The sequence below is a fragment of the Vogesella lacus genome (assembly GCF_979366295.1).
Map to the genome: position 1 here is coordinate 133,516 of NZ_CEETQT010000011.1, position 19,112 is coordinate 152,627.

The 19,112-nt window shown below is 54.0% G+C and carries 19 protein-coding genes; 14 read left to right on the forward strand and 5 right to left on the reverse strand.

Annotation, left to right across the window (positions count from 1 at the left end):
* Positions 1–4: 4 nt before the first annotated feature.
* From ACZ9W6_RS15045 to fabI, 3 genes are read right to left on the reverse strand one after another with little or no spacing between them, the layout of a single operon-like run.
* Positions 5–1,168, reverse strand: coding sequence for an acetate/propionate family kinase (locus ACZ9W6_RS15045; RefSeq protein WP_465191982.1), 1,164 nt, complete (start codon positions 1,166–1,168; stop codon positions 5–7).
* On the reverse strand, positions 1,165–2,094 hold the full coding sequence (locus ACZ9W6_RS15050; RefSeq protein ID WP_465191983.1) for a bifunctional enoyl-CoA hydratase/phosphate acetyltransferase: 930 nt from the start codon (positions 2,092–2,094) through the stop codon (positions 1,165–1,167). The genes ACZ9W6_RS15045 and ACZ9W6_RS15050 overlap by 4 nt, the downstream gene beginning before the upstream one ends.
* A 40-nt stretch (positions 2,095–2,134) precedes the next feature.
* Entirely contained in the window at positions 2,135–2,911 is a 777-nt protein-coding gene (fabI, locus tag ACZ9W6_RS15055; protein ID WP_465191984.1) for an enoyl-ACP reductase FabI, read from the reverse strand.
* A 243-nt stretch (positions 2,912–3,154) separates the two neighbouring features.
* On the opposite strand from fabI, the gene ACZ9W6_RS15060 reads away from it, so the two are divergent.
* The 3 genes from ACZ9W6_RS15060 (at position 3,155) to aspS (ending at position 5,924) form a co-directional block, all read left to right on the forward strand.
* Positions 3,155–3,391, forward strand: a complete 237-nt coding sequence (locus ACZ9W6_RS15060) for an FmdB family zinc ribbon protein (protein ID WP_465191985.1) — start codon at positions 3,155–3,157, stop codon at positions 3,389–3,391.
* Between the two features lie 7 nt (positions 3,392–3,398).
* Complete coding sequence (locus tag ACZ9W6_RS15065; RefSeq protein ID WP_465191986.1) at positions 3,399–4,052, forward strand: DUF502 domain-containing protein; 654 nt, start codon at positions 3,399–3,401, stop codon at positions 4,050–4,052.
* 78 nt (positions 4,053–4,130) lie between these two features.
* Positions 4,131–5,924 carry an aspartate--tRNA ligase gene (gene aspS, locus ACZ9W6_RS15070; RefSeq protein WP_465191987.1) on the forward strand — a complete coding sequence of 598 codons (1,794 nt, stop codon included), beginning with the start codon at positions 4,131–4,133 and terminating at the stop codon, positions 5,922–5,924.
* A gap of 125 nt (positions 5,925–6,049) precedes the next feature.
* Here aspS and metK read toward each other — a convergent pair whose 3' ends face one another.
* Positions 6,050–7,219, reverse strand: a complete 1,170-nt coding sequence (gene metK / locus ACZ9W6_RS15075) for a methionine adenosyltransferase (protein ID WP_465191988.1) — start codon at positions 7,217–7,219, stop codon at positions 6,050–6,052.
* Between the two features lie 2 nt (positions 7,220–7,221).
* Between metK and ACZ9W6_RS15080 the strand changes: the two genes are divergently transcribed.
* The 3 genes from ACZ9W6_RS15080 to ACZ9W6_RS15090 are packed head-to-tail and all read left to right on the forward strand — an operon-like array spanning position 7,222 to position 9,057.
* A complete protein-coding gene (locus tag ACZ9W6_RS15080; RefSeq protein ID WP_465192023.1) occupies positions 7,222–7,437 on the forward strand; it encodes a hypothetical protein in 216 nt (71 codons plus the stop codon).
* The gene (locus ACZ9W6_RS15085) at positions 7,355–8,176 is read left to right on the forward strand and encodes a lysophospholipid acyltransferase family protein (protein WP_465192020.1); all 822 of its coding nucleotides are present in this window, start codon (positions 7,355–7,357) and stop codon (positions 8,174–8,176) included. The genes ACZ9W6_RS15080 and ACZ9W6_RS15085 overlap by 83 nt, the downstream gene beginning before the upstream one ends.
* A gap of 14 nt (positions 8,177–8,190) precedes the next feature.
* A complete protein-coding gene (locus tag ACZ9W6_RS15090; protein WP_465191989.1) occupies positions 8,191–9,057 on the forward strand; it encodes a lipid A biosynthesis lauroyl acyltransferase in 867 nt (288 codons plus the stop codon).
* Here the strand turns inward: ACZ9W6_RS15090 and ACZ9W6_RS15095 are convergent.
* Positions 9,051–10,253: a PP2C family protein-serine/threonine phosphatase gene (locus tag ACZ9W6_RS15095; RefSeq protein WP_465191990.1), complete on the reverse strand. Its 1,203-nt coding sequence runs from the start codon at positions 10,251–10,253 to the stop codon at positions 9,051–9,053. The genes ACZ9W6_RS15090 and ACZ9W6_RS15095 overlap by 7 nt on opposite strands.
* Before the next feature lie 306 nt (positions 10,254–10,559).
* On the opposite strand from ACZ9W6_RS15095, the gene ACZ9W6_RS15100 reads away from it, so the two are divergent.
* The 8 genes from ACZ9W6_RS15100 to ACZ9W6_RS15135 all read left to right on the forward strand — a co-directional run bounded on the left by ACZ9W6_RS15100 (position 10,560) and on the right by ACZ9W6_RS15135 (position 19,025).
* Complete coding sequence (locus tag ACZ9W6_RS15100) at positions 10,560–10,925, forward strand: response regulator (RefSeq protein ID WP_465192021.1); 366 nt, start codon at positions 10,560–10,562, stop codon at positions 10,923–10,925.
* A gap of 44 nt (positions 10,926–10,969) precedes the next feature.
* Complete coding sequence (locus ACZ9W6_RS15105) at positions 10,970–13,042, forward strand: chemotaxis protein CheW (RefSeq protein ID WP_465191991.1); 2,073 nt, start codon at positions 10,970–10,972, stop codon at positions 13,040–13,042.
* Between the two features lie 22 nt (positions 13,043–13,064).
* Positions 13,065–13,556, forward strand: a complete 492-nt coding sequence (locus ACZ9W6_RS15110; protein WP_465191992.1) for a chemotaxis protein CheW — start codon at positions 13,065–13,067, stop codon at positions 13,554–13,556.
* Between the two features lie 48 nt (positions 13,557–13,604).
* Positions 13,605–15,701 (forward strand): methyl-accepting chemotaxis protein, encoded by a 2,097-nt coding sequence (locus tag ACZ9W6_RS15115; protein ID WP_465191993.1) that lies wholly within the window; start codon positions 13,605–13,607, stop codon positions 15,699–15,701.
* Between the two features lie 59 nt (positions 15,702–15,760).
* Positions 15,761–16,591, forward strand: coding sequence for a CheR family methyltransferase (locus tag ACZ9W6_RS15120; RefSeq protein ID WP_465191994.1), 831 nt, complete (start codon positions 15,761–15,763; stop codon positions 16,589–16,591).
* Positions 16,588–17,190: a chemoreceptor glutamine deamidase CheD gene (gene cheD / locus ACZ9W6_RS15125; RefSeq protein ID WP_465191995.1), complete on the forward strand. Its 603-nt coding sequence runs from the start codon at positions 16,588–16,590 to the stop codon at positions 17,188–17,190. Before ACZ9W6_RS15120 ends, cheD begins: the two co-directional genes overlap by 4 nt.
* Positions 17,191–17,212: 22 nt before the next feature.
* Positions 17,213–18,292, forward strand: a complete 1,080-nt coding sequence (locus ACZ9W6_RS15130) for a protein-glutamate methylesterase/protein-glutamine glutaminase (protein WP_465191996.1) — start codon at positions 17,213–17,215, stop codon at positions 18,290–18,292.
* 118 nt (positions 18,293–18,410) lie between these two features.
* A complete protein-coding gene (locus tag ACZ9W6_RS15135; protein ID WP_465191997.1) occupies positions 18,411–19,025 on the forward strand; it encodes a peroxiredoxin in 615 nt (204 codons plus the stop codon).
* Positions 19,026–19,112: the final 87 nt, after the last annotated feature.

The window sequence follows — 19,112 nt, forward strand, 5'->3', positions numbered from 1 at the left end:
CGGTTTACAGTTCGATGTCGCCGCTGAGCAAGGCGGCGGCTTCGCGGGCCATTTCCCCTTCTTCATCGGTTGCAATCACATAGGCATGGCGCGGGCTGCCCGGCGTGGTAATGCGTTGTGCCCGGGCCAGGTTGGCCGCAATGTCGGTTTCAAAACCCAGCCACGACAGTTGTTTCAGAATGCGCATGCGGATTTCGGGCGAGCGTTCGCCGACACCGGCGGTGAAGATAATGGCGTCCAGCCCGCGCATGGTAGTCGCCAGCGAAGAAACCTCGCGTGCTACCCGGTTGCAGAACAGCTCGACTGCCTCTTTGGCGGCACTCTCTTTGCTGGCCAGCAGCTCGCGCATATCTGCCGAAATGCCGGATACCCCTAGCAAACCACTCTTTTTGTAAAGCTCCTGCCGGACTTGCTCGATCGAGAGTCCTTCGTGTTCTTGCCAGTACAGAATGATTTCAGGATCGAGATAGCCGGGGCGGGTGCCCATCATCAGGCCGTCAACCGCCGAGAAACCGGTACTGGCCGCGATGCTGCGGCCATCATGAATGGCGCAGGCGCTGGCGCCGCTGCCGAGGTGGCAGACCACCACGCGCTGGCTGGCGAGCGACATGTCGGCAAGGCGACGAGCAATCGAGGCGTAGGACAGGCCGTGAAAGCCATAGCGGCGCAGCCCCTGTTCATGCCAGTGCCGTGCGATGCCAAAGCGAGTGTTGACCTCGGGTTGGCCGCAATGAAACGCCGTGTCAAAGCAGGCAATCTGCGGCAGGGCCGGGTCTTGGCGGGCAAAAGCGGTCATCACCGCAAGGCTGGCCGGCTGATGCAGCGGGGCCAGCGGGATCAGCTCGGCCAGATCATCCACCACCTCGGGACTGAGCATCACCGGGCTGGTGTATTTCAGACCGCCATGTACCACGCGATGAGCGATGGCCGAAGGGCGCAGGCCCTTGTCGGCCAGTACGGAAAGCACGGCGGCAATCGCTTCATCACGGCTGCCGCCCAGCAGGTTGACCCGGGTCTGTTTGCCCTGGTGTTCCAGCTCGAGTACCGCGCCCGGACTGCCAAAACGGTCGACCAGGCCACGCGCCAGCAATTGGCGCCCGCTATTGTCGTAGGCGCGGAATTTGAGGGTGGCAGAGCCGGCGTTGATGGCAATCAGGGCTTCACTCATGCTTTTTCCTTTCTGATGGCTGCGGCATAAACGTTGGCTACTGCGGCCGAGGCCAGGCGGCCGGCGGCATCGTCGGCACGGCTGGTCAGGACGATAGGGGCGCGTGCGCCAATCACGATGCCGGCGCTGGCGGCGGCGGCAAGATAGGTCAGCTGCTTGGCCAGCATATTGCCGGATTCCAGATCGGGCACCAGCAGGATGTCGGGCTCGCCTGCTACTGGCGAGTCGATGCCCTTGGTGTCGGCGGCGGCATGCGAAATGGCATTATCAAACGCCAGTGGGCCATCCAGCAAGGCGCCGCGAATCTGGCCACGATCTGCCATCTTGCACAGTGCCGCGGCGTCCAGTGTCGAGCGGATCTTGGGGCTGATGGTCTCGACTGCCGACAGAATGGCCACCTTGGGTTTGGCAATGCCCAGCGAGTGGCACAGGTCGATCGCGTTCTGGCAAATGTCGCGTTTTGTATCCAGATCAGGCTCGATATTGATCGCGGCATCGGTGATGAACAGATAGCGCGGATAGCTCTCGACCTTCATTACGAAGACGTGGCTGATGCGCCGATCGGTACGGATGCCCTTGTGGCGGTCAAGCACGGCTGACATGAATTCGTCAGTATGCAGGCTGCCTTTCATCAGGCTGTCGGCAAAGCCCTCGCGGACCAGTGCGACCGCTCTTTCCGCGGCTTCATGGCTGTGGGCGACATCGATGATCTCGAAATGGCCGATATCGAGATCAAGACTGTCAGCCAGTTTCAGCAGCTTGGTTTTGGGTGCAATAAGAATCGGGGTGGCAATGCCGTGACGGCCGGCCTCGACGGCGCCCAGCAAGGCTTCGGGGCTGCATGGATGAGCCACGGCCATCGGCCGCGGGCCGTTCTGGGTTGCCTGTTCGATGATGTCGGTAAAAGCGTGTTCATCCTTGGTCATGCTGGGTGCTCCTGAATACTTGCTGGGTTGGCCGCATGGCTCAGGCCATGATGTTGAAGCCGCCGTCGACGTAAGTAACTTCGCCGGTCAGACCACGCGAGGCGTCAGAAACCAGGAAGGCGCAGACATTGCCGACATCATCGATATCGACCAGGCGGTTTTGCGGGGCGCGCTCGATAGCTTCGTCGATCAGCTTGTCGAAGTGGGCGATGCCGCTGGCGGCACGGGTTTTCAGCGGGCCTGGTGACACGGTATGTACGCGAATGCCCTTCGGGCCGAGTTCGTGTGCCATATAGCGCACGCTGGATTCCAGCGCAGCCTTGACTGGTCCCATGATGTTGTAGTTTTCGACGACCTTGTCGGCGCCGTAGTAGCTCATGGTGATCAGGGTGCCGCCTTGCTTCATCAGCGGTTCGGCGGCGCGCGCCATCTCGATGAAGGAGTAGCAGGAAACACGCATGGCCTGCTGGAAGCCGGTCAGCGAGCAGTCGGTCACCCGGCCGTGCAGATCATCCATCGGGCAGAAGGCAATCGAGTGAATGACAAAGTCCAGTTGGCCCCATTGCGCTTCGATTTGGGCAAACACGCTGGCCAGCTCGCCTTCGTTTTCGACATTCAGCGGCAATACCAGCGATGCCTGTACATGATCGGCCAGCGGGCGTACGTATTTTTCGGCTTTTTCGTTCAGATAGGTGATGGCCAGCTCGGCACCTTGTTCTTGCAGAATCCGGGCGCAGCCATAGGCGATACTGTGCTCGTTGGCGACGCCGACAATCAGGCCACGTTTGCCTTGCAGCGGCAGGTGAGGTGCGGTCATGCTGTATTCCTTTTCTTGAAAAAGAGTGCTCGGAGCGAAAAGTATCGCCGTGTTTGTTTACCCTGCCATGAAACGCATTTTCTATTGCCGGATCAGTCAGATATAATGCCGAGTTTGCTTGTCTCGGCCTTGAATTTCCTGCGGGCTAGGGCAATATGCTGACTTGGACTGCTGCGGTGAGTGTTGATGCACTGCAATAGTGTATGCATTATGTCATTGTGTTTGATCTTGGGGTGGTGAAACATGCCGATTTATGAATACCGCTGTGATGCTTGTGGTGTACAGAACGAACACCTGCAGAAAATGAGCGATCCGGTGCTGACCGAATGCCCGAGCTGTGGCGCGGCCAGCTACAACAAGATGTTGTCTGCAGCCGGTTTTCAGCTCAAGGGCAATGGCTGGTATGTGACCGATTTCAAAAATAGCGGTAGCACGCCAGCCTGTGGCAGTGGCGGCTGTGGCAGCAGCGGGTGCGCCTGAGGCATAGATGAAACATATCAAAATGACCCTGCGGGGTTATCTCATCACCGGCTTGCTGATCTGGCTGCCTATCGCCGTCACCCTGTGGGTGGTGAACCTGATTGTCGGCACACTCGATCAGACCGTGCAGTTGCTGCCGCACAGCTGGCGGCCAGAGAGCCTGTTCGGCTTTGACATTCCCGGGCTGGGTGTTGTGCTGGCTTTGGCCTTGCTGCTTGCAACGGGTTTCATGGCGGCCAACGTACTCGGCCAGCGTCTGCTGGATGTCTGGGAGCTGGTGCTGACGCGTACGCCGGTGGTGAAAAGCATCTACAACAGCGTGAAGCAGGTTTCCGATACGCTGTTGTCCGACTCTGGTCAGGCTTTCCGCAAAGCACTGCTGGTGCGTTTCCCACACCAGAATGCCTGGACGATTGCCTTCCAGACCGGCTCGCCTAGTGGTGAGGTCAAGCAGCAGCTGGGTGAGGAAGAGTTTGTCAGCGTGTATGTCCCGACGACGCCAAACCCGACTTCGGGTTACTTCATCCTGGTGCCCAAGAGCGAGACGCGTGAACTGGGCATGTCGGTGGATGCGGCGCTCAAGTATGTGATCTCCATGGGGGTGGTGGCGCCACCAGCCCCGGCCGATGTGCGTTCCCAAGAGAACGACGAGCGAAATTGACAGGGTTGGCCGCAGGTTTGCGGCCAACCCTGCACGACTTCCAGATACCATTTACGAATTCAACAAAAAGGCTTTGCCATGCGTACCGATTATTGCGGACTTATTGACAAGAAATACCTCGGTCAGACCGTGACCGTCAAAGGCTGGGCTCACCGTCGTCGTGACCACGGTGGCGTGATTTTTATCGACCTGCGTGACCGCGAAGGTCTGGTGCAGGTGGTGATTGATCCGGATACCCCGGAAGCGTTCCAGACTGCCGACAGCACCCGTAACGAATTCGTGCTGTCCATCACCGGTATCGTGCGCGAGCGTCCGGCAGGCACTGCCAACAGCCGCATGATCTCCGGCGAGATCGAAATCCTGGCCAAGGAAATCGAAATCCTGAACGCAGCGGTTACCCCGCCGTTCCAGATCGACGACGAAAACCTGTCCGAGAACGTGCGTCTGACCAATCGCGTCATCGACCTGCGTCGTCCAGCCATGCAGAAAAACCTGCGCATGCGCTACCGCGTAGCGATGGGCGTGCGTAACCACCTCGACAAGCAGGGCTTCATCGACATCGAAACCCCGATGCTGACCCGCTCCACGCCGGAAGGTGCGCGTGACTACCTGGTGCCATCCCGCGTGCATCCGGGCGAATTCTTCGCGCTGCCGCAATCGCCACAGCTGTTCAAGCAGCTGCTGATGGTGGCCGGTTTCGACCGTTACTACCAGATCACCAAGTGCTTCCGTGACGAAGACCTGCGTGCTGACCGTCAGCCAGAATTCACCCAGATCGATATCGAGACCTCGTTCCTGAACGAGGACCAGATCATGGACATCACCGAAAACATGGCGCAGGAAATCTTCCGCGACGTGATGAATGTCGAGCTGGGCAAGTTCCCGCGCATGACCTACGCCGATGCCATGTTCTACTACGGTTCCGACAAGCCGGACCTGCGCGTATCGCTCAAGTTCACCGAACTGACCGAAGTAATGAAGTCGGAAGAGTTCAAGGTGTTCCGTGGCGCGGCCGACATGGCTAATGGTCGTGTGGTTGGCCTGCGCGTGCCGAACGGTGCGACACTGTCGCGTAAAGAGATCGACGACTACACCCAGTTTGTCGGCATTTACGGTGCCAAGGGTCTGGCCTATATCAAGGTCAACGACATCACCAAGCTGAACGAAGAAGGCCTGCAGTCGCCAATCGTGAAGTTCCTGTCCGCTGCCGGCCTGCAAGCCATCATTGAGCGTACCGGTGCCCAGAACGGCGACATCATCTTCTTCGGTGCCGACAAGGCCAAGGTTGTGAACGAGGCGATCGGTGCGCTGCGTATCAAGATCGGTCACGAGCGTGGCGAGAAAGACGGCTACTTCGTACGCGAATGGCGTCCGCTGTGGGTGGTTGACTTCCCGATGTTCGAACACGACGAAGAAGCCGATCGCTGGACTGCTTGCCACCATCCGTTCACCAGCCCGAAACCTGGCCACGAAGACCTGATGGATACCGATCCGGGTGCTTGCATTGCACGCGCTTACGATATGGTGCTGAACGGTTGGGAAATCGGTGGTGGTTCGGTGCGTATCCACCGTGCTGAGGTGCAGGAGAAGGTGTTCGCGGCGCTGAAGATCAGCCCGGAAGAACAGCAGAACAAGTTCGGCTTCCTGCTGGACAACCTGAAGTTCGGCGCGCCGCCACATGGCGGCCTGGCCTTCGGTCTGGATCGTCTGGTGACCCTGATGGCCGGTGCCGAGTCCATCCGCGACGTGATTGCCTTCCCGAAAACCCAGCGTGCACAGTGTCTGTTGACCAATGCGCCGAATGCGGTGGACGAGAAGCAGCTGAAAGAGCTGAACCTGCGTCTGCGCCAGAAGGCCGAGCCGACCGCCTAAAGGTTGGCCGCAATGACAAAAGCCGCCCTCGGGCGGCTTTTGTTTTGCCTGTGGTAATGGCAGGTGCTGATTGAGGGCATGAAAAAGCCATCCGCTAGCGGATGGCTTTTTGTCAGCACGAAGGCTTACAGACCGGCGTCGGCACGCAGGGCGGCAGCCTTGTCGGTGCGCTCCCAGGTGAATTCCGGCTCTTCACGACCGAAGTGGCCGTAAGCGGCAGACTTGCCGTAGATCGGGCGCAGTAGATCCAGCATCTGTACGATGCCTTTCGGACGCAGATCAAAGTGACGCTTCACCAGCTCGACAATCTTCTCGTTGGAAATCTTGTTGGTGCCGAAGGTATCCACAGCGATCGAGGTCGGCTCGGCCACGCCGATGGCGTAGGAAATCTGGATCTGGCACTGGCGCGCCAGGCCGGCAGCCACGATGTTCTTGGCAACGTAACGGCCAGCGTAGGCGGCAGAGCGGTCAACCTTGGACGGATCTTTGCCGGAGAAGGCACCACCACCGTGCGGTGCGGCACCGCCGTAGGTGTCAACGATGATCTTGCGGCCGGTCAGACCGCAATCGCCCATCGGGCCGCCGATAACGAAACGGCCAGTCGGGTTGATCAGGTATTTGGTTTCTTCGGTCAGCATTTCCGGTGGCAGCACTGGCTTGATGATGTCTTCGATCACAGCCTTGCGCAGGGTTTCGTAATCGATATCCGGGCTATGCTGGGTTGACAGTACTACGGTGTCGATGCGCTTTGGCAGGCCGGTTTCGCTATCGTAAACGCAGGTAATCTGGCTCTTGGCATCGGGACGCAGCCATGGCAGGCGGCCATCCTTGCGCAGTTCGGCCTGACGTTGCACCAGACGGTGTGCGTAGTAGATCGGGAACGGCATCAGGGTCGGGGTTTCGTCGCAGGCATAGCCGAACATCAGGCCCTGGTCGCCAGCACCCTGGTCCAGATCGATACCTTCACCTTCGTTGACGCCTTGGGCGATATCCGGCGATTGCTTGTCATAGCAAACCATGACGGCGCAGCCCTTGGCATCGAAGCCGAGGTCGGAAGTGTCGTAGCCGATGCGCTGGATGGTTTCGCGGGCAACCTTGATGTAGTCGACATTGGCGGTAGTGGTGATCTCACCCGCCAGTACCACCAGACCGGTGTTTACCAGGGTCTCGGCGGCCACGCGCGCGTATTTGTCTTCACGCAGGATGGCGTCAAGGATGGCATCGGAAATCTGGTCAGCAACCTTGTCCGGGTGGCCTTCCGAAACCGATTCAGAGGTAAAAAGATATTCGCTCATTTATGTCCGTTCCCGAAAAATGGTCATTGAGTTTTGATGGTAAAATGCGCGCTTTCTTTGTAGCAGAAGCCTACTTCGATGACCTGGATTGCAAGAATATGTCTGCAACTGCTGGCGGCCTTGCCTCTGCCATGGTTGCACAGGCTGGCTGGCGTGTTTGGCAGGCTCTTGCTGCTGACTTCACCGCGCTTTCGCCTGCGCACGCGCGAAAACCTTGAGACCAGTAAAATCGCTGGAAGTTATCAGCTTTTGGATAAGCTCGTCAAACAAAGTGCAATAGAGACTGCCAAAGGTGCGACAGAGCTGGCAATTGCCTGGTGCCGACAGCCGGACTATATCAATTCGCTGGTGGTGGATTGTCAGGGTTGGCCGCATGTCGAGGCTGCCTTGCAGCGTGATGATGGGCTGATCTTTGTCACGCCGCATCTGGGTAGTTATGACATTGCCGGACGCTATATTGCCAGTCGTTTGCCGGTTGGGTTGACGGCCATGTATCGCCCGCCAAAACTTGGCTGGCTTGAGCCGGTGATGAATGAAGGCCGTGCACGAGGCGGTGCGAATACTGCTCCTGCCACTGGGGCAGGAGTGCGGGTGCTGATGAAGGCGCTGAAATCAGGTCAGGCCACAATCATTCTGCCGGACCAGGTGCCGGGCAGTGGTGAGGGGGCTTGGGCACCGTTTTTCGGGCGGCAGGCATTTACCATGACTTTGCTGCCCCGGCTGGCACAGATGAAAGGTGTCACCGTACTGTGGTTTACCGGCGAGCGCTTGCCGGATGGTAAGGGTTTTGTGGTGCATATTGCCCCGCAGATTGGCGAGTACTCCGGCGAGCGTGAACAGGACGCAGCTGTCTTGAATGCCAATGTCGAGGCATGGATTCAGCGTTGGCCGCAGCAATACCTGTGGAGTTACAACCGTTACAAGAAACCGTCCGGCGCACCCGAGCCGGTAGTGTAGAAAAGATATTAATAATGAAACTGCTTCTTGCCGTATTGTGGTTATTGCACTGGCTGCCACTGTCTTTTATTCATGCTTTGGCCTGGCCGCTGGGTCTGTTTGCCTATGCGGTGGCGCGCGAGCGGCGCCGTGTCGGCTTGATCAATTTGCGTTTGTGTTTTCCGGAGATGTCGCCAGCGGCGCGCCGGCGCCTGATTCGTCGCCACTTTGTCGAGATGGTCAAGAGCATGCTCGAGTATGGTGTGGTGTGGTGGGCGTCAAAAGAGCGCTTGCGGGACTTGGTTGAGATTCGCGGCCTGGAAAATCTGACTCGGCTGCGGGAGCAAGGCGAGGACGTGGTGCTATTTTACCCGCACTTTGTCGGCTTCGAAATGTGCGCCTTGCGCCTGAATCTGGAGGTGCCGCTGGTGAGTGTGTATTCAAGGCAGAAGAGCCCGGTACTGGATGCGCAGTTCTACAAAGGCCGAAACCGTTTTGATAATGCCTATATTGTTTCGCGTCAGGAGAGCTTGCGCAGCATTATCAAGACCATGCGTAAAGAGCATACCCCCTTCCTGTACCTGCCAGATCAGGATTTCGGTCCGCGTGATGCGGTATTCGTGAAGTTCTTTGCGACTGATGCTGCAACCATTACCGGTTTGTCGCGTATTGCGGGGATTGCCAAGGCAAAAGTGGTGCCGCTGATTGCACGGCGAGTCGGCGCACGTTTCGTGCTGGATGTTTATCCGGCACTCGAGTCATTCCCAAGCGATGATGTCGAGTCGGATACGCGCAGAATGAATGAGATTCTTGAAAAGCACGTGCTGGAAATGCCCGAGCAATACTTCTGGCTGCACAAGCGATTCAAGACCCGGCCGCAAGGGCAGGCCAAGTTTTATTGATAATCAGGTATGCGAAAGGCAATCAGTGAAGCATCGTCACTGAAGCTTTGCGTACTGACATGTGACTCCAGCCGTCGTGAAAGCACTCGTGCAGCCAAATCGGCGTCGGCCCCTCTGATTTTGTTAATTGCCTGTTCAAGGGCGACGGCCGAGAATTGAGTGCCACGAGGATCTCTTGCTTCTGTCACGCCATCTGAACAGATCAGAAAAGTGCCGGTTTGATCTTGCAGTGAATATCGTTGCTGGGATGCATCAAAGTGCTGGCCGGCAATGGTGCCCAGCGGTGGGTGGCGTGATGCAAAGTTGTAGTCCATGGCACTGTCGTCAGCCAGAAAGCGGCATAGTGGCATCCCGCCATTCCACACTGACAGCACTCTGGTTTCCCGATCAAATGAGGCGATGACCGCGGCGACGAAGTGGCCGGTGGGCAGGGTCTCCCATAGCTTCTGATTGATTGAGCAAGCAATTTCCGAAATGTCGGCGCCTAGCCGGCTCAGACTGTGAAAAATATCAATTGCAGGCAGCGTACAGATGGCAGCGGCCAAGCCATGACCGGTACTGTCTGCCAGCATGACCAGGTCTTGTCCCGCGGGTGACTTGGCGATGCAAGCTACATCGCCGCTGAGATTGACTGCCGACTTAAGCCAGCTGCGAATATGAGTCTGATCCGGCTGCGGGGACTTGTTGAATCTGGCCAGTACATGCAACGCAAGATCTTGCTCGCCTTGATTTGCCAGGCGGAATTGCTCGAGCTCCTTATGGCTGTCATCCAGCGTGTGCATCAGATGGCTGATCAGGCTGGACATGCCTAACTGTCTGAGCAGGTTTTCTGTATTCAGTGGTAGCTCAAGGATATCCTCACCAGGCCTCAGGCTCGTCTTGGCAGTCTCAAGCCATGTGCGATCAGAAGAGGAAAAGTAGATGGGGATGTAACCATTGGGTGAGCTTGTATGCAGATAATCAGCAAGGATTCGGGCGGTTTCGAATGACCTTGAGTCATCAATGATGGCCAGATCACACCACTGATTGGCCGGAAGCGGTTCCGTTCTGGCGTGTGTACGGGTTGTGAACTTGAGCTCTGTGCTTAACAGTTCAGACAGCGAATCAGACAGCTCTGCATCATCACAAAAGATCCACGCTCGCAATCCAGAGCCTATGGTGGCTGTCGAGTCATGGCCTGCAGGTCGTGTATCCATCTTGTTCCCGTGGTTGCACATGTGATGCGGGTTATTTTCTTGTATTTTAACCACTGTAAAAATTTTGACTATCTGTTTCGCATGGCTAGAGTCTATACAGATGTAAACATGCGCAAGTTATCAGTGAGACAGGATAAGCGTGCATTGTTTGGGGGAGTTGCAAGGAGCTGTATGCCATCTCTGCTAGAATCTGTATGAGCTATGATTTAGCCATCAAAATGGTGTATGCATCACATGGTCTGGGAGTACCTCGCCATGCATGCTATTGTTGACTTGTTTACACAGAATTAACTGGGGTAGTTGAATATGGCCAAAACAGTCCTGACTGTTGATGACTCTACGTCTATCAGGCAGATGGTTGCCTTTACACTCAAATCGGCGGGTTACGCGGTTGTCGAAGCTGCAGATGGAAATGCAGGATTGCGTGCCGCCCAGTCACAGCAAGTTGATCTGGTTCTCACTGATCAGAATATGCCCGGCATGGATGGCTTGAGTCTGATCAAGGCGCTGCGCGAGCTTCCTCAGTACAAGACTACCCCTATCCTGATGCTGACCACAGAGGCCGGCGATGCAATGAAGGCACAAGGCCGTGCCGCAGGTGCGACAGGCTGGCTGGTCAAGCCGTTTGACCCTCCTCGCCTGCTTGAAGTTGTAAAGAAAGTAATCGGCTGACTTTCCAGAATTAAAAAAGCACTTCTTCCTGTCAGGAGCTGTCGATGAGTATCGACCTGTCGCAATTTGTTCAGGTTTTCTTCGAAGAAACAGCGGAACATCTCGCTAATATGGAGTCTTTGCTGCTGCAGCTTGATGTTGGCAGCCCTGATGCGGAAGACCTGAACGCCATTTTTCGTGCGGCACACTCGATCAAGGGTGGGGCTGCTACATTCGGATTTACTGATTTAACCGACGTCACCCATATTCTTGAGAATCAGCTGGATCGTGTCAGAAAAGGGGCGCTGCAACTTCGTCCGGACATGGTGGATACCTTCCTTGAGGCAGGTGATACTTTGGCCAATATGCTGCATGCCCATCAGTCAGGTGGTGAGGCGGATGCTCAGTTGGCTGGGGTTGTTTGCGCCAAATTGCAAGCGCTTGAAATCACCCCACCTGCAGATTCGAGTCCTATTGTGCTGACTATCGATAAAAGCAAGGTAGCGGCGGAGCAGCTGGCTATAGCCACGAAGAACCTGCTCGATAGCGGATGGTCGAGCATTTCTTCATATGAGTTCCAGTGGCAATTGTCGCTGCCTCCTATTCTCGATGGCTTGGAGTTCCTGCTTCCGACTGATGCATATCGCTTGGGAAGCCAGTCGGATGTGCCAATTGATGTTGCGAGCCCGATCTTGGCTGAGTCTGAGGAAGATGCTGGTTTCGGGTTTTTTGACCCACTGCCAGAGCCGAGCACTGATGAGGGGTATGGTTTTTTCGAGCCGATTACCGAAAAGAAGGATGTCGCGCCAATAGCCGAGGAGGGGGATGGTTATGGACTGTTCATTCCTGTCGAGCCGACTACGCCTGTCGTGAATGAAGTCTTGCCCGCTGTTGAAACCGTCAAGGCACCTGCCAAACGGGTAGTCGCTGAAAAAGCCAAGGAAAACCAGCACTCGGACAGCACATCGATTCGGGTAAGCGTGGACAAGGTAGATCAGATCATCAATATGGTTGGTGAGTTGGTGATTACCCAGGCAATGTTGGCTCAGGTGGTAGGGCAGCTGGACAATGCGCAGTTTGAAAGCCTGCATGCTGGCATTGCGATGCTCGAACGAAATACCCGGGAGTTACAAGAGTCTGCGATGTCCATCAGGATGATGCCGATATCATCTGTTTTCAGTCGTTTTCCACGGGTAGTCAGGGATACTGCCAATAAGCTTGGCAAAAAAGTCAGGCTACTGACCTTTGGTGAAAATACTGAGCTGGATCGAGGACTTATAGAGCGGTTAGCTGATCCTCTTACGCACTTGGTCCGAAACAGTCTGGATCATGGTATCGAGTCACCTGAAGTGCGGAAAGCCAAGGGTAAGGATGAGCAAGGTACGCTGACCTTGAAAGCCTTTCATCAGGGCGGGAACATCATTATTCAGGTGATTGATGATGGTGGTGGCTTGAATCGTGAAAAGATACTTGCCAAGGCCAAAGCTCAAGGAATGGCCGTAAATGACTCGATGACTGATTCGGAAGTCTGGCCGTTGATTTTTGAGGCCGGTTTTTCAACGGCCGAGGTCGTAACTGATGTATCCGGGCGCGGGGTCGGTATGGATGTCGTCAGGAAAAATATCCAGGGTATGGGTGGACGAATCGATATCGACTCCATTCGCGATGCGGGTACAACAATGACGATCCGCCTGCCGCTAACGCTGGCTATTCTTGACGGTATGGCGATTAATGTTGGTGGCGATATCTTTGTAATTCCTTTGGCATTCATCGTCGAGTCACTTCAACCTAATCCAGGAGATATCAAGCAGATATCCGGCAAGGGACTTGTTCTGTATGTCAGAGGGGAGTACTTGCCAATTATTACACTCAATGAGGCATTAACCCAGCGTCGGATAGGTATTGAAGTTGAAAGAGGACTTTTTGTCATTCTGGAGTCCGAGTTAGGCAAAACAGCATTGTTGGTTGATGATCTGTTAGGGCAGTCGCAAGTGGTCATCAAGAGTCTCGAGACCAATTACAAGAAAGTGCCGGGCATTTCCGGGGCAACCATCATGGGTGATGGACGAGTTGCTCTGATCATTGATGTCGAGTCTCTTGTCCGACTAAGTCAAAAGAAATTGCCTGAAAATATTTGAATCAGATAAGCAGGAGTCAAGCGTGGAACAGCTCGCGTCAAATATTGCTTTGCCTGAAGGTGCCGAGTACTTGGTATTTACTCTGGGTAAAGAAGAGTACGGAATTGATATTTTAAAAGTTCAAGAAATTCGTGGTTACGACCAGGTTACAAGTATTGCAAATACGCCGCCTTTCATTAAGGGTGTAATTAATCTTCGCGGTACGATCGTACCTATTGTTGACCTGCGTATAAAGTTTAATATTGGCCAGCCAACGTATGATCAGTTCACGGTTGTCATCATTCTGAATGTTATTGGTAGGGTGATAGGCATTGTGGTTGATGGTGTTTCTGATGTGATCTCCATGTCAGCAGAGCAAGTTCGCCCTTCGCCAGAGTTGGGTAGTGCGCTTGATACCCAGTATTTGAAAGGTCTAGGCACTGTTGACGACAGAATGATCATTATTACCGATATTGAAAAGTTGCTAACAAGTAAAGAGATGGAGTTGATGGATAGCTCTGTTTCGATTCAGTAAGTTTCCATAGAACTTTATCTGCCCAGTCTGGTGGAAAGGGAGAGTCTCATGTCTGTAGCAAAAAGATTATATCTGCTGGTTTTTGCAGCGATATTTGGCTTGTTCTCAATCATGGGATTCAGCCTTTACGAAATGAGGCAGGTTTATACGGCCGCCAATTTCGCAAATGTTAATACGGTGCCGGCAATTTCATCAATGACTGGCATTTATGAGCACTTTGGTAATATTCGTGCGTGGACATGGGAGATTACTGTCAATCCTGATCCGGTAGCTCAGGCAAAAATTATTGAGCGCTTGGATGGACAGTTTGTTGAGATTGACAAACATCTTGCCGAATACGAAAAGACGATTACTAGCGACGAGGATAAGAAGCTATTTGAAGCAGTAAAACAGTCAGTTCTTGCTGTTGTTCAGGCAAAGAGAGATACAGTTGCAAAGGTTAAGGCTGCTCAACAGCAGTTGGCCATCGATGAGACTATCAATAGTCATGGCCCATTAATTAATAAAGCTAGTCAAGACATAGAGAATCTCGTTAACTTCAATCATGAGCTGGCGCAGGTTGGCGCTGGTGATGCGCAAAATATTCAAGAAAATGCTTTGATTATTACAGTTGCCTTTGCTGTCTTTATTGCTTTGGGCCTACTTTTGATTAGCGTGATGATAATCCGAGCTTTGATGAAAATGCTTGGTGGTGAGCCCGCATATGCCGCTGAATGTGTAAACAGGATTTCAAAAGGCGATTTGTCTGTTGAGATCATCTCAAATGGCAAAAGCGAGGACTCTCTGCTTGCTGCGATGATCAGAATGCAGAATGTTTTGCGTGAGTTCATCCAGGATATGAAGCATATGTCTGTCGAGCATGATAAAGGTGAGATTGATGTGGTAATGCATGTCAATAAATTCCAGGGTGAATTTGGCACCATGGCGCAGGGCGTCAACGATATGGTGCTCGGCCATATTGCAGTCAAGAAAAAGACCATGGCGTGCGTGAAAGAATTTGGTGAAGGTAATTTCGATGCCCAGCTAGAGGCATTCCCGGGCAAGAAGGCCTTCATTAATCAGACCATTGAGCAAGTCCGTCAGAATCTTAAAGCCTTGATTGATGATGCCGAGTTTCTGGTTGAGGCGGCTGTTGATGGGCGTGTTGAGGCCTCAGCAGATGCAGCGAAGCACCATGGTGGTTTCCGCCGCATTGTTGATGGCATGAACAAGACCTTGCAGGTGATGGTTGATCCGATCCGGGTCGTTAAAGAAGCAACAGATGCCATTAATGTTGCTGCGCGAGAAATCGCTGCTGGCAACCAGAACTTGAGTCAGCGCACAGAAACTCAGGCTGCCAGTCTCGAAGAAACTGCGTCGAGCATGGAAGAGCTGACCAGTACGGTTAAGCAGAACGCTGAAAATGCCAAGCAGGCCAACCAGTTGGCTAAGGGGGCAAGTGATATTGCGGTCAAGGGTGGTAGTGTAGTCAACGAAGTCGTTACCACGATGGAAGAGATCAACTCTTCCGCGCGGAAGATCGTTGACATTATTTCGGTTATTGATGGTATTGCGTTTCAAACGAATATTCTTGCGCTCAATGCCGCCGTTGAGGCTGCAAGGGCCGGTGAGCAGGGGCGTGGTTTTGCTGTTGTTGCCAGCGAGGTTCGCAATCTGGCTCAGCGATCAGCATCTGCTGCAAAAGATATCAAGTCCTTGATCGGTGACTCGGTAGAGAAGGTCGAGAGTGGAGCGAAGCTGGTGAATGATGCTGGCCTGACCATGCAGGAGATTGTGACTGCGGTTAAGCGTGTTACCGACATCATGGCGGAAATTTCGGCTGCCAGTATCGAGCAGAGTTCGGGTATCGAGCAGGTCAATAATGCGATCAGTCAGATGGATGATGTTACTCAGCAAAATGCAGCCTTGGTTGAAGAGGCCGCTGCGGCTGCTGAGAGTCTCGAGGAGCAGGCTCATGCCTTGGCTAAGGCTGCAAGTGTCTTCAAGATTGCTAGTGTCGTATCCATGAAGCCTGTGACGAACAAGGCTGCTATTAGTAACGAAAAGCCTGAGGCTCGTGAGGCACCTTCCAGGCCAAATGTAGTAAGGGGTGGCGGCCAACTGCCACCGCCGCGCAGCAATGAGGACGAGTGGGAAGAGTTTTAACTTGAGTGACTCATGCGACCGGCACCGGGTGCCGGTCGTACTGAATAAAAGGTGTTCTCTTGGCTGATACCGAATTCAGATTCCTTGATGGCGACTTCCAGCTTGTTTGTGAGCTTATTTATGAGCGGGCAGGGATCAAGTTGAATGACAGCAAAAAGCCAATGGTTTATAGCCGGCTGGCTCGTCGTTTAAGAGCATTGGGTTTTGCCACTTTTTCCAGTTATCTTGCGTTTCTGAAGTCATCGCCCGAGTCGGATGAGTGGGAGTTATTCACTAATGCGTTGACGACTAATCTGACTTCGTTCTTTCGGGAATCCCATCACTTTGACATTTTGTCCGAAAAGTTGCCTGAGTGGCAGGAAAAGTCTGGCAAGGTATCGATCTGGTGCTGTGCCTCATCAACTGGTGAGGAGCCATACTCCATCATGATGACGGCTGTTGAGCGTTTTGCGATGTTGAGTCCTCCAGTCAGCCTGCTTGCCAGTGATCTTGATACTAATGTGCTGGATAAGGCGAAGCAGGGCGTTTACGCGCTGGAAAGAGTCAGTGATATGGACGAGTCTTTACGGCAGCGTTTTTTTTTACGCGGCAAAGGCAGTCAGGCTGGTCTCGTCAAGGTACGCCGCGAACTGCGCGACTCCATAGATTTCAAACAGATCAATTTATTGGCGAATGACTGGCCGATAGACACCAAGTTCGATGCGATTTTTTGCAGGAATGTCATGATCTACTTTGATAAACCAACTCAGCGTACATTACTGGAGCGCTTTGTCAGATTGATGAAGCCCCACGGACGCCTGTTTGTTGGCCATTCCGAAAATCTGCAGCATGTAAGTGATCTGTGGACGCCGTGCGGGCAAACGGTCTATCGCCTGAGAATGTCTTTATGAGCGCTCAGCCTGATAACGCCCCCACTCTTTATTATGACCGTCATTTCAATATCGAAGCGGCCAAGATTCTGCCTGGCGAGTTTTTTGTAACCGGCAGCAATATGCTGATCGTCACGGTGCTGGGGTCCTGTGTATCAGCCTGTATTCGTGATCCCGAGGCCGGTGTCGGGGGAATGAATCATTTCATGCTGCCGGATGCCAGGCAGTCTGAAGGTGATTTGTTGTCTACTTCGGCACGCTATGGCACTTATGCAATGGAAGTCCTGATCAATAGTGTCTTGAAGGCTGGTGGGCGGCGCGAGCGCCTCGAGGCAAAAGTTTTTGGTGGTGGTCAGGTTTTGCAAGGTTTCATGGTTTCGAATGTGGGCGAGCAGAACGCCAGTTTTGTCAGGCATTTCCTGCAACTGGAGGGGATTCCCGTCGTGGCTCAGGACTTGCTGGATATATACCCTCGAAAAGTTTACTTTTTCCCGCAGACCGGTCGTGTGATGGTGCGAAAACTCAAAACTGTTCATAACGATACCATTCTGCAGCGTGAACGCGATTACAGTTCCAAACTGCGCCATCAGGATGGTGGTGGTTCTATTGATTTGTTCTGAGCGCAATTGAGGTCGAGCAGGAATGTCCAGAATTAAAGTCGTGGTAGTTGATGATTCAGCGCTGATCAGACAACTGCTAACCGAGCTGATCAACAGAACTGATGATATGGAGGTTGTTGGCACTGCCAGCGACCCATTTATCGCCCGAGAAGTGATTCGCGAGCAAAACCCGGATGTTGTTACTCTGGATATTGAAATGCCACGCATGGATGGCTTGGCTTTTCTTGAAAAGCTCATGCGTTTGCGGCCAACCCCGGTGGTAATGATATCGACGCTGACACTTGCCGGGTCGGATGCGGCCTTGCGGGCGCTGGAGCTAGGTGCCATCGATGTGATTGCCAAGCCGCGGCTGGATATAGTGCGCAGTATGGAAGAGTATGCCGAGACCTTGTACGAGAAGTTGCGTACGGCGGCGATTTCCCGCCCGAAACGTCTGACAGAGGCACCGGTTGTCCCCGCGCTGAGTGCTGACAGCGTTTTACCCAAGCGGGTTGCTACCCGCTTGGCCGCAACAGAAAAGATAGTCTCCATCGGCTCGTCAACTGGCGGTACCGAAGCCTTGCATAGTTTGCTGGGGAAGTTACCCGCCGATTTTCCGGCAGTACTGGTTACCCAGCACATGCCTGAGGCGTTTACCAACTCCTTTGCCAAGCGACTGGATAACCACTGCAAGTTGTCGGTGAAGGAAGCAGAGCATGGTGAGCGCGTGTTGCCGGGGCATGCTTATATCGCGCCGGGTCACTCGCATATGATGCTCGCCAAAAGTGGTGCCAATTACATTATCGAATTATCGCAAGGCCCGCCAGTCAACCGGCACCGGCCTAGCGTGGATGTGCTGTTTCGTTCCGTTGCCAATACCGCAGGTAATAATGCCGTTGCCGTCATTCTGACGGGAATGGGCAAGGATGGTGCCTTGGGCATGAAGGAGTTGTATGACCTTGGCTGTCATACCATTGCCCAGGACGAGGCGAGTTGCGTCGTTTTTGGCATGCCGCGGGAGGCGATAGCGATTGGCGCCGCCCGTCAGGTGTTACCGCTGGATGATATTGCCCAGGCTTTGTGTGGCCTGATGAGCCGGCTTGGCTCGGGCACTCGTGTCTAGCTTTGGATTGCTTTTCTTAATGATGCCAATTGCTACTTTTAATTGGCCAGAGAAATTGCAATTCCCTTATAACCTCGCGCATCGGGCTTAGTCCCTGTTCATTTTAAAGGAGATGCAAATGGCTGTACTGGTTGGTAAGCAAGCCCCTTTCTTTGATGGTTCCAAGACTTTCTCCGCCGTTCTGGGTGATGGTCAGATCGTTGACAGCTACTCCTTCAAAGAAGCTACTGCTGGCAAGTATGCAGTTGTGTTCTTCTATCCGCTGGATTTCACCTTTGTTTGCCCGTCCGAGCTGATCGCTTTTGATCACCGCCTGGCCGAGTTCAAGGCTCGCAATGTTGAAGTAATCGGCGTCTCCATCGACAGCCAGTTTACTCATGCTGCATGGCGCAATACCCCGGTAGAAAAGGGCGGTATCGGCGAAGTGGGTTACACCCTGGTAGCCGACATCCAGCACGAACTGTGCAAGTCCTATGACGTTGAAGCTGACGGTGGCGTGGCTTTCCGTGGTTCCTTCCTGATCGACAAGGCTGGCGTAGTACAGCATCAGGTTGTCAACAACCTGCCGCTGGGCCGTAATGTTGACGAGATGATCCGCATGGTTGATGCCCTGCAGTTCACCGAAGAGCACGGCGAAGTGTGCCCGGCCGGCTGGAACAAAGGCAAAAAAGGCATGAAGGCTGATGCCGCCGGTGTTGCAGCTTACCTGGCTGAAAACGCCAAGGATCTGTAATACGGCTTCCTGCCTGCGGCATTGCAGTCAAGGCGCAAAACAAAACCCGGCGATTGCCGGGTTTTGTTTTTTTGCAGTGTGGTTGCA

What these genes read in the sequence shown, in the direction of transcription:
- ACZ9W6_RS15045 (WP_465191982.1), bottom strand. Translation starts at nt 1,168, where the DNA reads ATGAGTGAAGCCCTGATTGCCATCAACGCCGGCTCTGCCACCCTCAAA.
- metK (WP_465191988.1), bottom strand. Translation starts at nt 7,219, where the DNA reads ATGAGCGAATATCTTTTTACCTCTGAATCGGTTTCGGAAGGCCACCCG.
- cheD (WP_465191995.1), top strand. Translation starts at nt 16,588, where the DNA reads ATGAGCGCTCAGCCTGATAACGCCCCCACTCTTTATTATGACCGTCAT.
- aspS (WP_465191987.1), top strand. Translation starts at nt 4,131, where the DNA reads ATGCGTACCGATTATTGCGGACTTATTGACAAGAAATACCTCGGTCAG.
- ACZ9W6_RS15100 (WP_465192021.1), top strand. Translation starts at nt 10,560, where the DNA reads ATGGCCAAAACAGTCCTGACTGTTGATGACTCTACGTCTATCAGGCAG.
- ACZ9W6_RS15080 (WP_465192023.1), top strand. Translation starts at nt 7,222, where the DNA reads ATGTCCGTTCCCGAAAAATGGTCATTGAGTTTTGATGGTAAAATGCGC.
- ACZ9W6_RS15135 (WP_465191997.1), top strand. Translation starts at nt 18,411, where the DNA reads ATGGCTGTACTGGTTGGTAAGCAAGCCCCTTTCTTTGATGGTTCCAAG.
- ACZ9W6_RS15115 (WP_465191993.1), top strand. Translation starts at nt 13,605, where the DNA reads ATGTCTGTAGCAAAAAGATTATATCTGCTGGTTTTTGCAGCGATATTT.
- ACZ9W6_RS15065 (WP_465191986.1), top strand. Translation starts at nt 3,399, where the DNA reads ATGAAACATATCAAAATGACCCTGCGGGGTTATCTCATCACCGGCTTG.
- ACZ9W6_RS15090 (WP_465191989.1), top strand. Translation starts at nt 8,191, where the DNA reads ATGAAACTGCTTCTTGCCGTATTGTGGTTATTGCACTGGCTGCCACTG.
- ACZ9W6_RS15050 (WP_465191983.1), bottom strand. Translation starts at nt 2,094, where the DNA reads ATGACCAAGGATGAACACGCTTTTACCGACATCATCGAACAGGCAACC.
- ACZ9W6_RS15095 (WP_465191990.1), bottom strand. Translation starts at nt 10,253, where the DNA reads ATGGATACACGACCTGCAGGCCATGACTCGACAGCCACCATAGGCTCT.
- ACZ9W6_RS15060 (WP_465191985.1), top strand. Translation starts at nt 3,155, where the DNA reads ATGCCGATTTATGAATACCGCTGTGATGCTTGTGGTGTACAGAACGAA.
- ACZ9W6_RS15130 (WP_465191996.1), top strand. Translation starts at nt 17,213, where the DNA reads ATGTCCAGAATTAAAGTCGTGGTAGTTGATGATTCAGCGCTGATCAGA.
- ACZ9W6_RS15105 (WP_465191991.1), top strand. Translation starts at nt 10,970, where the DNA reads ATGAGTATCGACCTGTCGCAATTTGTTCAGGTTTTCTTCGAAGAAACA.
- fabI (WP_465191984.1), bottom strand. Translation starts at nt 2,911, where the DNA reads ATGACCGCACCTCACCTGCCGCTGCAAGGCAAACGTGGCCTGATTGTC.